Raw genomic sequence first — 12,783 nt, forward strand, 5'->3', positions numbered from 1 at the left:
ATGCGGCCGTCGGCGCGGGCCGCCACGGCGGGCGACGCGGGACTGCGGACCGCCCCGGGAAATCAGTGGTGCAGGATCTTCGACAGGAAGTCCTTGGCACGGTCGCTGCGCGGGTTGCTGAAGAACTGGTCCGGCGCGGCCTCCTCGACGATGCGGCCGTCCGCCATGAACACCACGCGGTTGGCCGCCGAGCGGGCGAAGCCCATCTCGTGCGTGACCACGATCATGGTCATGCCGTCCTCGGCGAGCTGCTTCATGACCTCGAGGACCTCGTTGATCATCTCGGGGTCGAGGGCCGACGTCGGCTCGTCGAAGAGCATGACCTTCGGGTCCATGGCCAGCGCACGCGCGATGGCCACACGCTGCTGCTGACCGCCGGAGAGCTGCGCCGGGTACTTGTCCGCCTGGGCCCCCACGCCGACCCGGTCGAGCAGGGCGCGGGCCTTCTCCTCGGCCTTCTTGGCGTCGACCTTGCGGACCTTGACCTGGCCCAGGGTCACGTTCTCGAGCACCGTCTTGTGCGCGAAGAGGTTGAACGACTGGAAGACCATGCCGACGTCGGCCCGCAGCCGGGCCAGCTCCTTGCCCTCGGCGGGCAGCGGCTTGCCGTCGATCGTGATCGAACCGGCGTCGATGGTCTCCAGACGGTTGATGGTGCGGCACAGAGTGGACTTGCCGGACCCCGAGGGTCCGATGACCACGACGACCTCGCCGCGGTGAATGGTCAGGTCGATGTCCTGGAGCACGTGCAACGCGCCGAAGTGCTTGTTGACACTGTCCAGGACGACCAGATCGCCGGTCGCAGCCTTGTCTTCCTTGGCCACCGATACTTCGGTCATCGCTCTCGGGCTCCGTCCTCCTGGGTTTCGCAGGACAGTAGTGACCCGGGACACGTCACGTCTCTACATCTGAGCGAGATCTGAGCATCACGATCCGATAGCAATCGGACACGAGTCGTAGCACTTGTGACCTGGGCGCATATCGGCCGGATAACTTCGGGCGGCCGCACCCGGCAGCCTCTTGACTCCGCCCCCCTGCATCGGCGTCACTGCACAGGACGCACGCGCGCGTGCTCGCAGTTCCGCCCCGCCCGAACCCACCTGATTCCTACCCGCGCCGAGCGAACGGCCGATGAACCGAAGGGAGCCCGGATGAGACTGCTGCTCGTCGAGGACGACAACCACGTGGCCGCCGCCCTGTCCGCGATCCTGACACGGCACGGCTTCGACGTCACCCACGCGCGCAGCGGCGAGGAGGCGCTCCAGGCGCTCGTCCCCGAGGTCGACGGCTTCGGCGTCGTCCTGCTCGACCTGGGCCTGCCCGACCAGGACGGCTACGAGGTCTGCGGCAAGATCCGCAAGCGCACCAGCACCCCGGTCATCATGGTCACCGCACGCTCCGACGTCCGCTCCCGCATCCACGGCCTCAACCTCGGCGCCGACGACTACGTGGTCAAGCCGTACGACACCGGGGAACTGCTCGCCCGGATCCACGCCGTCAGCCGGCGCACCGCCCACGAGGAGGCCACGGGCGCCGTCGAGACGGTGGTCCGCCTCGGCGCGGTCCGCATCGAGCTGCCGACCCGCCAGGTGAGCGTGGAGGGCTCGGTGGTCCAGCTCACCCGCAAGGAGTTCGACCTGCTCGCCCTGCTCGCCCAGCGTCCCGGTGTGGTCTTCCGCCGGGAGCAGATCATCAGCGAGGTCTGGCGCACCAGCTGGGAGGGGACCGGGCGCACCCTGGAGGTGCACGTCGCCTCCCTGCGCTCCAAGCTGCACATGCCCGCGCTGATCGAGACCGTCCGCGGCGTCGGCTACCGCCTCGTCGCCCCCACCGCCCGAGGGGCCGGGTGAGCACACGCCTGCTGCCGCTGCTCATCGTCCTGATGGCGGCCGTACTGCTCGCGCTCGGTGTGCCGCTCGGCGTCAGCGTCGCCCGCGCGGAGCAGCAGAAGGTCGTCATCGACCGCATCGACGACACGGCACGTTTCGCCGCGCTCGCCCAGTTCGTCACCGAGGACGGCTCGGGCGGCTCACGCCGGACGGACACGGACGAGCGCCTGGAGACCCTGCAGACGGAGCTGACCAGCTACTACGAGGTCTACGGCATCAAGGCGGGGGTCTTCTACCGCAACCACATCCCGATGGCCAACGCGCCCACGACGTGGTTCCTGCCCCAGGACGGCGAGGTCCGCGACTCCTTCGACGAGGCGCTGCTCAGCCGCCGCAGCCACGATCCCGAGCAGGTGTGGCCGTGGCAGGACGGCCGGCTGGTGGTGGCCTCGCCGGTCATCCGGGACGGAGACGTGGTCGCGGTCGTGGTCACCGAGTCGCCGACCGACTCGATGCGCTCGAGCACCCTGCGCGGCTGGCTGGTCATCGGTGCCGGGGAGATCGCCGCGATGCTCCTCGCCGTCGGCGCCGCCCTGCGGCTGACCGGCTGGGTGCTCAGACCGGTGCGGGTGCTCGACGCCACCACGCACGACATCGCCACCGGGCGGCTCAAGTCCCGGGTCGCGCCGGCCGGGGGGCCGCCCGAGCTCAGACGCCTGGCCGGGTCCTTCAACGAGATGGCGGACCACGTGGAGAACGTGCTGGAGCAGCAGCGCGCCTTCGTCGCCGACGCCTCGCACCAACTGCGCAACCCGCTCGCCGCGCTCCTGCTCCGCATCGAGCTGCTCGCCCTGGAGCTGCCCGAGGGAAACGAGGAGATCGCCTCCGTCCGGACCGAGGGAAAGCGCCTGGCCCAGGTCCTGGACGACCTGCTCGACCTGGCCCTGGCCGAGCACACCCAGGCCGACCTCGCGCTCACCGACGTCGGCGCGCTGACCGCCGAGCGGGTGGCGGCCTGGGCGCCGACGGCCGAGGCCAAGGGCGTACGGCTGGTCGGCGACTGCCCCCCGACCACGGGCTGGGCCGACCCGGTGGCCCTGTCCAGCGCCCTGGACGCGGTCATCGACAACGCGGTGAAGTTCACGCCCCCCGACGAGACCGTCCGGGTCGAGGTCGCCTCCGCCGGGGGCGCCGCCACCGTCGTCGTCACCGACAACGGTCCCGGGCTCACCGACGACGAGCTCGCGCGCGTGGGGGACCGTTTCTGGCGCAGCGGGCGGCACCAGAACATCAAGGGGTCCGGGCTGGGCCTGTCCATCTGCCGGGCGCTGCTGGCGGCGGGCGACGGCTCGATCTCCTTCGGCCACCACGAGCCGCACGGCCTCGAAGTCACGGTCCGCGTCCCCAGGACCGGCACGGCACCCGCGGAGCCGCGGGCCTAGGGCTTGACCGACCGGTAGTAGCGCCGGGCGCCCTCGTGGAGTTCCAGCGGGTCGGTGTATATCGCGGTGCGCAGGTCGACGAGTTGCGCGGAGTGCACGTGCGCACCGATGCCGTCGCGGCTGTCCAGCACGGTCCGGGTCAGCCACTCGGTGAGCCGCGGATCGACGTCCGCGCGGGTCACCAGCAGGTTGGACACGGCCATCGTCGGCACCACCGCGCCGTTCTGGACCGTGGGGTAGGCCGACTCCGGCATGTTGGTGGTGCGGTAGTAGCGGGTCGCGCCGCCCGACTCGTGCAGCTTCGTGACCAGGTCGTCGCCGATCGGCACGAACCGGAACGCGGAGTTCTCCGCGATCCTCCTGAGCCCGTCCGTCGGCACCCCGCCGGACCAGAAGAACGCGTCCAGCTCGTCGCCGAGGCGTCCGGGCCCGGTGTCGATCCCGTCCGCCCGGGGCGTGATGTCCGTCTCCGGGTCGATGCCCACGGCCTGCAGCAGCCGGGTGGCGATCAGCCGCACCCCCGAGTTGGGCAGCCCTATGGCCACCCGCTTGCCGCGCAGATCGGCCACCGACCGGATGTCCGAGCCCGTCGGCACGACGAGTTGCACGTAGTCGTCGTAGAGCCGGGTGACCCCGCGCAGCTTGTCGGCGCCCGGGCCGCCGGCCAGCTTGTACGTCTCGACCGCGTCGGCCGCCGCGATCGTGAAGTCGGCCTCGCCGGACCCCACCCGCTCGACGTTCTCCTGCGAGCCCGCGCTGGTCATCAGCCGCACGTCCAGGCCCGGCATGTCCTTGTGCAGCTCGGCGCGCAGCAGCTCGCCGTACTTCTGGTAGACGCCCGCGCGGGTGCCCGTGCTGAACGTGATCGTCCCGCTCGGCGGCTTCTCGCCCAGCGGCAGCAGCCACCACAGCAGCAGCCCGAGCACGACGGCCCCGGCGACCGAGCCCTGGAGGGCCCGGCGCCTGCCGATACGGGAGAGCAGGGTGGGCATGGGGGCGATCCTGCCAGCCCGCACCCGCACTGAACAGGGCCGGGCTCACACCCCGCCGCCCCGCCCGCCGGTCCGGGCCGCCCCCGGGCCCCGCACGCGACGACCCCGGCACACCGGTGCCGGGGTCGTCGTACGGCGCGGGGACGCGTCGGCGTCAGTCGCCCACCGAGGCCTCCGCCTCCGCCGCCCGGGGCGTCCCCTCGGCGGGGCCGTCGGGACGGTCGGGGTTGTCGCGGCGCCGGAAGAGGCGCATCGCCAGCGGCTCGGTGAAGCGCGCGGTGAGGGGGCCGAGGACGACCAGGATGAGGACGTACGCCGTGGCCAGGGGGCCCAGCGACGGCTCGATCCCGGCCGAGACCGCGAGGCCCGCGATGACGATGGAGAACTCGCCGCGCGCCACCAGCGCGCCGCCCGCCCGCCAGCGGCCCTTGACGGAGATCCCGGCCCGCCGTGCGGCGATGTACCCGGTGGCGATCTTGGTCACGGCGGTCAGCAGCGCGAGCGCCAGCGCGGGCAGCAGGACCGGCGGAATGCTGGCCGGGTCGGTGTGCAGCCCGAAGAAGACGAAGAAGACCGCCGCGAACAGGTCCCGCAGCGGGCTCAGCAGCGTGTGCGCGCCCTCCGCCACCTCGCCGGACAGCGCGATGCCCACCAGGAAGGCGCCCACCGCGGCCGAGACCTGGAGCTGCTGCGCGACACCGGCGACGAGGATCGTCAGGCCCAGCACCACCAGGAGCAGCTTCTCGGGGTCGTCGCTGGAGACGAAGCGGGAGATGAGCCTGCCGTAGCGCACCGCGACGAAGAGCACGAGGCCCGCCGCGCCCAGCGCGATCGCCAGGGTGATGCTCCCGGTCATCAGACCGGCGCCGGCGACCAGGGCCGTGACGATCGGCAGGTACACCGCCATCGCCAGGTCCTCCAGGACCAGCACACTGAGGATCACCGGCGTCTCGCGGTTGCCGACCCGTCCCAGGTCGCCGAGGACCTTCGCGATCACACCGGACGACGAGATCCACGTGACGCCGGCGAGGACGACGGCGGCCACGGGGCCCCAGCCCATCAGCAGCGCGGCCACCGCGCCCGGCACGGCGTTGAACGCGCAGTCGACGAGGCCCGCCGGGTAGTGGGACTTGAGGTTGGTGACCAGGTCGCTGGCCGTGTACTCCAGGCCCAGCATCAGCAGCAGGAGGATGACGCCGATCTCGGCGCCGGTCGCGACGAACTCCTCGCTCGCGCCGAGCGGCAGCAGGCCGCCCTCGCCGAAGGCCAGACCGGCCAGCAGGTACAGCGGGATGGGGGAGAGCTGGTAGCGGCCGGCGAACCGGCCGAGCAGCCCGAGCCCCAGGATGATGGAACCGAACTCGATCAGAAGGACCGCGGAGTGCACCGGCTCACTCCTGCCCGAGGATCGCCGCGGCGGCGTCGACGCCCTCACGGGTGCCGATGACGATCAAGGTGTCACCACCCACGAGCCGGAAGTCCGGCGCCGGCGAGGGAATCGCCTCGGCCCGCCGCAGCACCGCCACGATCGAGGCGCCCGTGTCGGTCCGCATCTTGGTGTCACCCAGCAGCCGCCCGTTCCACCGGGAGGTCGCGGCCACCTCGATCCGCTCGGCGACCAGACCCAGGTCGGTGGTGTAGAGCAGGCTCGCGCTGTGGTGTGACGGCTTCAGCGCGTCTATCAGCGCACCCGCCTCGGGCCCCGTCAGCCGCAGGGAGTGGGCGCAGGAGTCGGGGTCGTCGGTCCGGTACACGTTCACCGTGCGGGTGCCGTCGCGGTGGGCCACCACCGACAGGTGGCGGTGCTCGCGGGTCACCAGGTCGTACTGGACCCCGATACCCGGGAGCGGCGTGGCCCTCAGGCGTGGAGCTGACACGTGCTATCCCCTCATTCGTCCTGCGTTGCCTGCCGCGTCTCCAGCCGGGGCTTCGTGCACGTCGGTGACGTGCGCGCGACCTCGCCATGCTGCCATCCGCACGTACCGTGGCGATATGGGTGTCGTGACGGATGTACGCAGCCGGTCGCGGTCGGCGAAGCTGGCAGCGGGGGTGTCGTGCGACGAAGCCGGGAGGAGCGGAAAGAGGAACGTGTCGCTGTTCTGGCGGATCTTTCTGCTCAACGCCGCCGGCCTGGTCGTCGCCACCGCACTGCTGCTGGGACCGGTCACCGTGTCGACCCCCGTGCTGGCCGGGGAGGCCCTCGTCCTGCTGGGCGGCCTCGCGGCCCTGCTCGCCGGCAACGCGGTCGTGCTGCGCATCGGACTCACCCCGCTGCACCGCCTGGGCCGGGCCATGACCACCGCCGACCTGCTGGGACCCGGCACCCGTCCCGAGGTCGGCGGACCGGCCGAGGCGGCGCAGCTGATCGAGACGTACAACACGATGCTCGACCGGCTCCAGGCCGAACGCGCCGCCGGGGCGGGCCGCGCGCTGCAGGCCCAGGAACGCGAACGGCACCGCATCGCCCGCGAGCTCCACGACGAGGTGGGCCAGACCCTCACCGCCGTCCTCCTCCAGCTCAAACGCGTCGCCGACCGGGTCCCCGGCGAACTGCGCGAGGAGGTGACCCTCGCCCAGGAGGCCACCCGGGCCGGCCTCGACGAGATCCGCCGCATCGCCCGCCGGCTGCGCCCCGGCGTCCTGGAGGAACTCGGCCTGGCCAGCGCCCTGCGCTCGCTCGCCACCGAGTTCACGCACCACGGGCTGACCGTCCAGCACCACATCCCCGGCGACCTGCCCCCGCTCGCCCCGGAGGCGGAACTCGTGCTCTACCGGGTCGCCCAGGAGGGCCTGACCAACACCGCCCGCCACGCCGCCGCCGACCGCGCCGTACTCACCCTGCGCCCGCTGCCGCCGCCCGAGGGCGGGGGTGTCGAACTGCTCGTCCGCGACAACGGCACCGGCCTCGGCAGGGCCGCCGAGGGCGCCGGCATCCGCGGGATGCGGGAGCGGGCCCTGCTGATAGGTGCCGACATCCACCTCGAAACCGCCCCCGGAGGGGGCACCGACGTACGCCTGCGCGTTCCCGCGCCGCCCGGGGACCGTTCCGCAGACCGAACCGGAGACAGCCCCTGATGCCAGCACGGCCCCCGATCCGCGTCCTGCTCGCCGACGACCACACCCTCGTGCGTCGCGGAGTCCGCCTCATCCTGGACGGCGAACCCGATCTCACGGTGGTCGCCGAGGCCGGTGACGGCGCCGAAGCGGTCGCGGCCGCGCGGGCCACCGAGGTCGACCTGGCCGTCCTGGACGTCGCCATGCCCCGCATGACCGGCCTCCAGGCGGCCCGCGAACTCTCCCGCCGCCTGCCCGAGCTGCGCATCCTGATCCTGACCATGTACGACAACGAGCAGTACTTCTTCGAGGCCCTCAAGGCGGGCGCCTGCGGATACGTCCTGAAGTCCGTCGCAGACCGCGACCTGGTCGAGGCGTGCCGTGCCGCCGTGCGCGACGAGCCGTTCATCTACCCCGGCGCCGAACGGGCCCTCGTCCGCTCCTACCTCGACCGCATGCAGGGCGGCGGCGGACTGCCCGAGCGTCCGATCACGGAACGCGAGGAGGAGATCCTCAAGCTCGTCGCCGAGGGCCACACCTCCAAGGAGATCGGCGAGCTCCTGTTCATCAGTGCCAAGACCGTCGAACGCCACCGCGCCAACCTCCTGCAGAAGCTCGGAGTGCGCGACCGCCTGGAACTGACCCGGTACGCGATCCGCGCGGGGCTCATCGAGCCCTGAGCCGCACACCCGGCGCCCGGTGTCACCGCGACCGCCTACCCTTGTCGCCATGAGCAGCATCGACCGGAGCCAGTCAGCGGGCGGCACACGCACCTACGAAGTACGCACCTACGGGTGCCAGATGAACGTCCACGACTCCGAGCGATTGTCCGGTCTGCTGGAGGACGCCGGTTACGTCCGCGCCCCCGAGGGCGCCGACGGCGACGCCGACGTCGTCGTCTTCAACACCTGCGCCGTACGGGAGAACGCCGACAACAAGCTGTACGGCAACCTCGGCCACCTCGCCCCGAAGAAGGCGAGCCGCCCCGGCATGCAGATCGCGGTCGGCGGCTGCCTGGCGCAGAAGGACCGCGACACCATCGTGAAGCGGGCCCCCTGGGTGGACGTCGTCTTCGGCACCCACAACATCGGCAAGCTCCCGGTGCTCCTCGAGCGCGCCCGCGTGCAGGAGGAGGCGCAGGTCGAGATCGCCGAGTCCCTGGAGGCGTTCCCGTCCACGCTGCCCACCCGGCGCGAGAGCGCCTACGCGGCCTGGGTCTCCATCTCCGTCGGCTGCAACAACACCTGCACCTTCTGCATCGTCCCGGCGCTGCGCGGCAAGGAGAAGGACCGCCGCCCCGGCGACATCCTCGCCGAGGTCGAGGCCCTGGTCGCCGAGGGCGTCAGCGAGATCACCCTCCTCGGGCAGAACGTCAACGCCTACGGCTCCGACATCGGCGACCGCGAGGCGTTCAGCAAGCTGCTGCGCGCCTGCGGGAACATCGACGGCCTGGAGCGCGTCCGCTTCACCTCCCCGCACCCCCGCGACTTCACCGACGACGTCATCGCCGCCATGGCCGAGACGCCGAACGTGATGCCGCAGCTGCACATGCCGCTCCAGTCCGGCTCCGACCCGGTGCTCAAGGCGATGCGCCGCTCCTACCGGCAGGAGCGCTACCTGGGGATCATCGAGAAGGTCCGCGCCGCCATCCCGCACGCGGCGATCACCACGGACATCATCGTGGGCTTCCCCGGCGAGACCGAGGAGGACTTCCAGCAGACCCTGCACGTGGTGCGCGAGGCGCGCTTCGCCCAGGCATTCACCTTCCAGTACTCCAAGCGTCCCGGCACCCCGGCCGCCGAGATGGACGGCCAGATCCCCAAGGCGGTCGTCCAGGAGCGCTACGAACGCCTGGTCGCCCTCCAGGAGGAGATCTCCTGGGAGGAGAACAAGAAGCAGGTCGGCCGCACCCTGGAGCTGATGGTCGCCGAGGGCGAGGGCCGCAAGGACGGCGCCACCCACCGCCTGTCCGGCCGTGCCCCCGACAACCGCCTGGTGCACTTCACCAAGCCGGACCAGGAGGTCCGCCCCGGCGACGTGGTGACGGTCGAGATCACCTACGCCGCCCCGCACCACCTCCTCGCCGAGGGCGCGGTGCTCGACGTGCGCCGCACGCGCGCGGGCGACGCCTGGGAGAAGCGGAACACGGCCGAGCAGGCCAAGCCCGCCGGTGTGCTGCTCGGCCTGCCGAAGATCGGCGTCCCCGAGCCCCAGCCGGCCGTGGCGAGCGGCTGCGGCTGCGACTGACCGCAGGGGGTGCCACCGGGGGCGGCGGCACGGGGATACGCTGCCGGTCATGCTTGTCGCCGCCGCCGTCTGCCCCTGCCCGCCGCTCCTCGTACCGGAGGTCGCCGCCGGCGCCGCGCCCGAGCTGGACGCCGCACGTGCCGCGTGCGCGGACGCGCTGGGCGTGCTCGCCGCGTCCCGGCCCGAGCGGCTCGTGGTCGTCGGCCCCGCGGACACCGCCGGGCCCGGGATCCATCCGCAGGGCGCGCGGGGCTCCTTCCGCGGCTTCGGTGTGGACATGGACGTGTACCTGGGCGCCGACACCGGCGACGCGCACGGCCCGGACCTGCCCCACGGACTGGCGGTGGGCGCCTGGCTGCTCGGGCGGGCCGGGTGGACCGGCACCCCGGTCGACGGCATCGGCGTGGGGGAGGAGCTGTCCGCCGAGCGCTGCGCCGCCGTGGGCCGGGACATCGCCGCCCGGAGCGGGCGGACCGCGCTGCTGGTGCTGGGCGACGCCAGCGCGTGCCGCACGCTCAAGGCGCCGGGCTACCTCGACGAGCGGGCGGCGCCCTTCGACGCGGAGGCGGGCCGCGCCCTGGGAACGGCCGACGTGGCCGCCCTCGCGGCCCTGGACCAGGCGCTGGCCCGCGAACTCAAGGTGTCCGGACGGGCACCCTGGCAGGTCCTGGCGGGCGCGGCCGAGGGCGCGGACCTCGCCGGCACGCTGCTGTACGAGGACGCGCCGTACGGGGTCGGGTACGTCGCCGCCGCCTGGTCGTAGCGGACGGCACCGCCGAAGCGGGCGCACGCGTGCACGGACGGCCCGGAGCCGGTCCACCGAGCCGGCTCCGGGCCGTCCGACGACGTACCGGAAGGGGGGTCAGGAAGCCGGAGGGGGACCGCCGGGCGTCCCGCCGCTTTCCTCTCCGCCCTTGTCGTCCTTGTGGGCCAGGCGTTCCATGGCGCCCTTGGCCTTGCCCGTGCCCGTCCGGATTCGGTCGCTGTACTTGCCCTTGGTCCGCTCGTCGACGGTCCGCGCCATCTTGTCGAGGCCGCGGTCGATCTTGTCTCCGTGCTGCTGGGCGAGGTCGGAGACCTTGCCCTTCGCCGGTTCCAGTCTGGCCTTCAAGTTGTCCAGGAGACCCATGGTTCGCCTTCCCTCACGGGGCCGTCAGGTGCGGGCGCCCTTGTCGGCCTCGTTGTCGACGGCCTCCCCGGCCGACTGCTGCTTGGGGATGCCGACGCTCTCCGAGTCGCCGCCCTCGGCGACTGGCCCGGTGGCCTCACCGGCCTCCGCCGTGTCGCGGGGGCCGGCGTCGCCCGGCTCCGGGGCCTCGGCCGTTCCTGCCTCCGCCGCGCCCCCGGTGTCCGGGGTCCCGGTCCGCGTCTCGCCGGCCGACGCCTCCTCGGTGCTCTTCGACCTCCGGAAGAGCCGTGCAAAAACGCCCATCTCAACTCCATACGTTACTCGTGCGGGCGACATCCCGCGGCGTCCGGTGCGTCCGTTTGCGTGGCCGGGGCCATGACCCGGTGGTCCGGGGAGCGGGAACCTCGCAACGGGCAACGACCCCGGCCGCGGACCGTCACGTAACTCGTTCGAGGGCCGGCCGAGAGGTTTGCGAGACTGGTCCGGTGAGCAGCGCACCCCCCGCCCCCCGCGTCATCGCCGTAGTCGGACCCACCGCGGCCGGAAAGTCCGATCTGGGCGTCTTCCTGGCCGAGCGGCTCGGCGGCGAGGTCGTCAACGCCGACTCCATGCAGCTCTACCGAGGGATGGACATCGGCACCGCCAAGCTGACGCCCGAGGAGCGCGGCGGCGTCCCGCACCACCTGCTGGACGTCTGGGACGTCACGGCCACGGCGTCCGTCGCCGAGTACCAGCGCCTCGCGCGGGAGCGGATCGACGCGCTGCTCGCCCGGGGCCGCTGGCCGGTCCTCGTCGGCGGTTCCGGCCTCTACGTCCGCGGGGCCGTCGACAACCTGGAGTTCCCCGGCACCGACCCCGAGGTCAGGGCCCGGCTCGAGGAGGAGCTCGAACGCCACGGCCCGGGGACGCTGCACACCCGCCTGGCCGCGGCCGACCCGGAGGCGGGGCGGGCCATCCTGCCCAGCAACGGCCGCCGGATCGTGCGCGCCCTCGAAGTGATCGAGATCACCGGAAGGCCCTTCACCGCCAACCTCCCCGGCCACGACTCCGTTTACGACACCGTGCAGATCGGCGTCGACGTGGCGCGCCCGGAACTGGACGAACGCATCGCCCTGCGCGTCGACCGGATGTGGGAGGCCGGTCTGGTCGACGAGGTGCGGGCCCTGGAGGCGCAGGGGCTGCGCGAGGGGCGTACGGCGTCGCGCGCGCTCGGCTACCAGCAGGTCCTCGCGGCGCTCGCCGGCGCGTGCACGCTGGACGAGGCGCGCGCCGAGACCGTCCGTGCCACCAAGCGCTTCGCGCGCCGTCAGGACTCGTGGTTCAGGCGCGACCCGCGGGTGCACTGGCTCAGTGGAGGTGTGGCGGACCGCACGGAACTTCCGCGGCTCGCCCTGTCGTTGGTCGAACGACCGGTTACAGCCTGATCACGTGATGGCATCGGGACGCCCCGGCCGTCATCCGGGCCTTCGGCGCCGTGCCATCATCGAGCTTCGATCGACCGAGTGAGTCCTAGTTGGGAGGGCGCGTGGCGATGGAGGCCGGCCCTCGTGACACCGCACCGAGCACCGAGCACGACGCCGCCGACCGCGGCGGACCGGAGCCGGACGGCGGCGCCCTGAGCCCCGACGGCCCCGACGAGTCGCCGGAGGGCGTCGCGGCGGACGGCCCCGGGCCGGGCGAGATGTACGGGGACGAGGTCGAGGTCGAGCTGCGGCCCCAGCGACGGCTGCGGATCTGGCAGCTCGCGCCCATCGTGTGCCTGGCCGCCCTCGGCTCCCTGATGTTCGCCTTCCCGCTCGCCTTCGACTTCGGCGACAGCGGCGCCGTGATCGCGATGCTGGGCCTGCTGATCTGTTCCTGCGCGGCCGGCTGGGGCATGATGGCCGCCCGCCGGGTCGGCTACACCTGGCCGGGGCTGCCCCAGCGGGATTCGGAGCGCCGTGCCGACTGGCGGACCGTCCTCGTGTACGCCCTGGCGGTCGCCGCGATCGTCGTCCTGGCCGTGTGGCGGGTCGCCCGCCTGCGCGGCTGACGCGGACCCCGCCGCCCGCGCCCCGGTCCCGCCGCCCGCGCCCCTCGTCGTCACCGTG

General features: G+C 72.7%; 14 protein-coding genes. 8 read left to right on the forward strand and 6 right to left on the reverse strand.

The window, feature by feature from the left end; translation table 11 throughout:
* Positions 1-62: 62 nt before the first annotated feature.
* Complete coding sequence (locus Sdi02f_RS28920) at positions 63-839, reverse strand: amino acid ABC transporter ATP-binding protein (protein ID WP_030402639.1); 777 nt, start codon at positions 837-839, stop codon at positions 63-65.
* A 312-nt stretch (positions 840-1,151) separates the two neighbouring features.
* On the opposite strand from Sdi02f_RS28920, the gene Sdi02f_RS28925 reads away from it, so the two are divergent.
* Entirely contained in the window at positions 1,152-1,850 is a 699-nt protein-coding gene (locus Sdi02f_RS28925) for a response regulator transcription factor (protein WP_030402638.1), read from the forward strand.
* Positions 1,847-3,271: a HAMP domain-containing sensor histidine kinase gene (locus tag Sdi02f_RS28930; RefSeq protein ID WP_030402637.1), complete on the forward strand. Its 1,425-nt coding sequence runs from the start codon at positions 1,847-1,849 to the stop codon at positions 3,269-3,271. Before Sdi02f_RS28925 ends, Sdi02f_RS28930 begins: the two co-directional genes overlap by 4 nt.
* On the opposite strand, the gene Sdi02f_RS28935 is transcribed toward Sdi02f_RS28930, so the two are convergent.
* The 3 genes from Sdi02f_RS28935 to Sdi02f_RS28945 form a co-directional block, all read right to left on the reverse strand.
* The gene (locus Sdi02f_RS28935; RefSeq protein WP_030402636.1) at positions 3,268-4,263 is read right to left on the reverse strand and encodes a TAXI family TRAP transporter solute-binding subunit; all 996 of its coding nucleotides are present in this window, start codon (positions 4,261-4,263) and stop codon (positions 3,268-3,270) included. The genes Sdi02f_RS28930 and Sdi02f_RS28935 overlap by 4 nt on opposite strands.
* A 154-nt stretch (positions 4,264-4,417) precedes the next feature.
* Positions 4,418-5,650, reverse strand: coding sequence for a cation:proton antiporter (locus tag Sdi02f_RS28940; RefSeq protein WP_030402635.1), 1,233 nt, complete (start codon positions 5,648-5,650; stop codon positions 4,418-4,420).
* A gap of 4 nt (positions 5,651-5,654) precedes the next feature.
* Positions 5,655-6,140 (reverse strand): cation:proton antiporter regulatory subunit, encoded by a 486-nt coding sequence (locus tag Sdi02f_RS28945; protein ID WP_030402634.1) that lies wholly within the window; start codon positions 6,138-6,140, stop codon positions 5,655-5,657.
* Positions 6,141-6,255: 115 nt separating this feature from the next.
* Here Sdi02f_RS28945 and Sdi02f_RS28950 point away from each other — a divergent pair, with 115 nt between their 5' ends.
* From Sdi02f_RS28950 to Sdi02f_RS28965, 4 genes are read left to right on the forward strand one after another with little or no spacing between them, the layout of a single operon-like run.
* Positions 6,256-7,338: a HAMP domain-containing sensor histidine kinase gene (locus tag Sdi02f_RS28950; protein ID WP_031082173.1), complete on the forward strand. Its 1,083-nt coding sequence runs from the start codon at positions 6,256-6,258 to the stop codon at positions 7,336-7,338.
* The gene (locus tag Sdi02f_RS28955) at positions 7,338-7,997 is read left to right on the forward strand and encodes a response regulator (RefSeq protein ID WP_030402632.1); all 660 of its coding nucleotides are present in this window, start codon (positions 7,338-7,340) and stop codon (positions 7,995-7,997) included. Before Sdi02f_RS28950 ends, Sdi02f_RS28955 begins: the two co-directional genes overlap by 1 nt.
* Before the next feature lie 49 nt (positions 7,998-8,046).
* Entirely contained in the window at positions 8,047-9,564 is a 1,518-nt protein-coding gene (gene miaB / locus Sdi02f_RS28960; protein ID WP_031082171.1) for a tRNA (N6-isopentenyl adenosine(37)-C2)-methylthiotransferase MiaB, read from the forward strand.
* Positions 9,565-9,613: 49 nt separating this feature from the next.
* A complete protein-coding gene (locus Sdi02f_RS28965) occupies positions 9,614-10,327 on the forward strand; it encodes a class III extradiol dioxygenase subunit B-like domain-containing protein (protein WP_031082169.1) in 714 nt (237 codons plus the stop codon).
* Positions 10,328-10,426: 99 nt separating this feature from the next.
* On the opposite strand, the gene Sdi02f_RS28970 is transcribed toward Sdi02f_RS28965, so the two are convergent.
* Both Sdi02f_RS28970 and Sdi02f_RS28975 read right to left on the reverse strand, forming a co-directional pair.
* Entirely contained in the window at positions 10,427-10,693 is a 267-nt protein-coding gene (locus tag Sdi02f_RS28970; RefSeq protein ID WP_108934293.1) for an antitoxin, read from the reverse strand.
* A gap of 24 nt (positions 10,694-10,717) precedes the next feature.
* Positions 10,718-10,996 carry a hypothetical protein gene (locus Sdi02f_RS28975; RefSeq protein ID WP_030402628.1) on the reverse strand — a complete coding sequence of 93 codons (279 nt, stop codon included), beginning with the start codon at positions 10,994-10,996 and terminating at the stop codon, positions 10,718-10,720.
* A gap of 182 nt (positions 10,997-11,178) precedes the next feature.
* Here Sdi02f_RS28975 and miaA point away from each other — a divergent pair, with 182 nt between their 5' ends.
* Positions 11,179-12,117: a tRNA (adenosine(37)-N6)-dimethylallyltransferase MiaA gene (gene miaA, locus Sdi02f_RS28980; RefSeq protein ID WP_108934294.1), complete on the forward strand. Its 939-nt coding sequence runs from the start codon at positions 11,179-11,181 to the stop codon at positions 12,115-12,117.
* Between the two features lie 107 nt (positions 12,118-12,224).
* Positions 12,225-12,725, forward strand: a complete 501-nt coding sequence (locus Sdi02f_RS28985) for a hypothetical protein (protein WP_167458273.1) — start codon at positions 12,225-12,227, stop codon at positions 12,723-12,725.
* Positions 12,726-12,783: the final 58 nt, after the last annotated feature.

Origin of the sequence: Streptomyces ardesiacus (assembly GCF_003112575.1) — a bacterium.
Lineage (GTDB): Bacteria > Actinomycetota > Actinomycetes > Streptomycetales > Streptomycetaceae > Streptomyces > Streptomyces ardesiacus.

Bases quoted from the DNA above. Each gene is read 5' to 3' on its own strand.
- Sdi02f_RS28975 (WP_030402628.1), bottom strand. From the start codon at position 10,996: ATGGGCGTTTTTGCACGGCTCTTCCGGAGGTCGAAGAGCACCGAGGAG.
- Sdi02f_RS28955 (WP_030402632.1), top strand. From the start codon at position 7,338: ATGCCAGCACGGCCCCCGATCCGCGTCCTGCTCGCCGACGACCACACC.
- Sdi02f_RS28935 (WP_030402636.1), bottom strand. From the start codon at position 4,263: ATGCCCACCCTGCTCTCCCGTATCGGCAGGCGCCGGGCCCTCCAGGGC.
- Sdi02f_RS28925 (WP_030402638.1), top strand. From the start codon at position 1,152: ATGAGACTGCTGCTCGTCGAGGACGACAACCACGTGGCCGCCGCCCTG.
- Sdi02f_RS28920 (WP_030402639.1), bottom strand. From the start codon at position 839: ATGACCGAAGTATCGGTGGCCAAGGAAGACAAGGCTGCGACCGGCGAT.
- Sdi02f_RS28970 (WP_108934293.1), bottom strand. From the start codon at position 10,693: ATGGGTCTCCTGGACAACTTGAAGGCCAGACTGGAACCGGCGAAGGGC.
- Sdi02f_RS28985 (WP_167458273.1), top strand. From the start codon at position 12,225: ATGGAGGCCGGCCCTCGTGACACCGCACCGAGCACCGAGCACGACGCC.
- miaB (WP_031082171.1), top strand. From the start codon at position 8,047: ATGAGCAGCATCGACCGGAGCCAGTCAGCGGGCGGCACACGCACCTAC.
- Sdi02f_RS28965 (WP_031082169.1), top strand. From the start codon at position 9,614: ATGCTTGTCGCCGCCGCCGTCTGCCCCTGCCCGCCGCTCCTCGTACCG.
- Sdi02f_RS28950 (WP_031082173.1), top strand. From the start codon at position 6,256: ATGGGTGTCGTGACGGATGTACGCAGCCGGTCGCGGTCGGCGAAGCTG.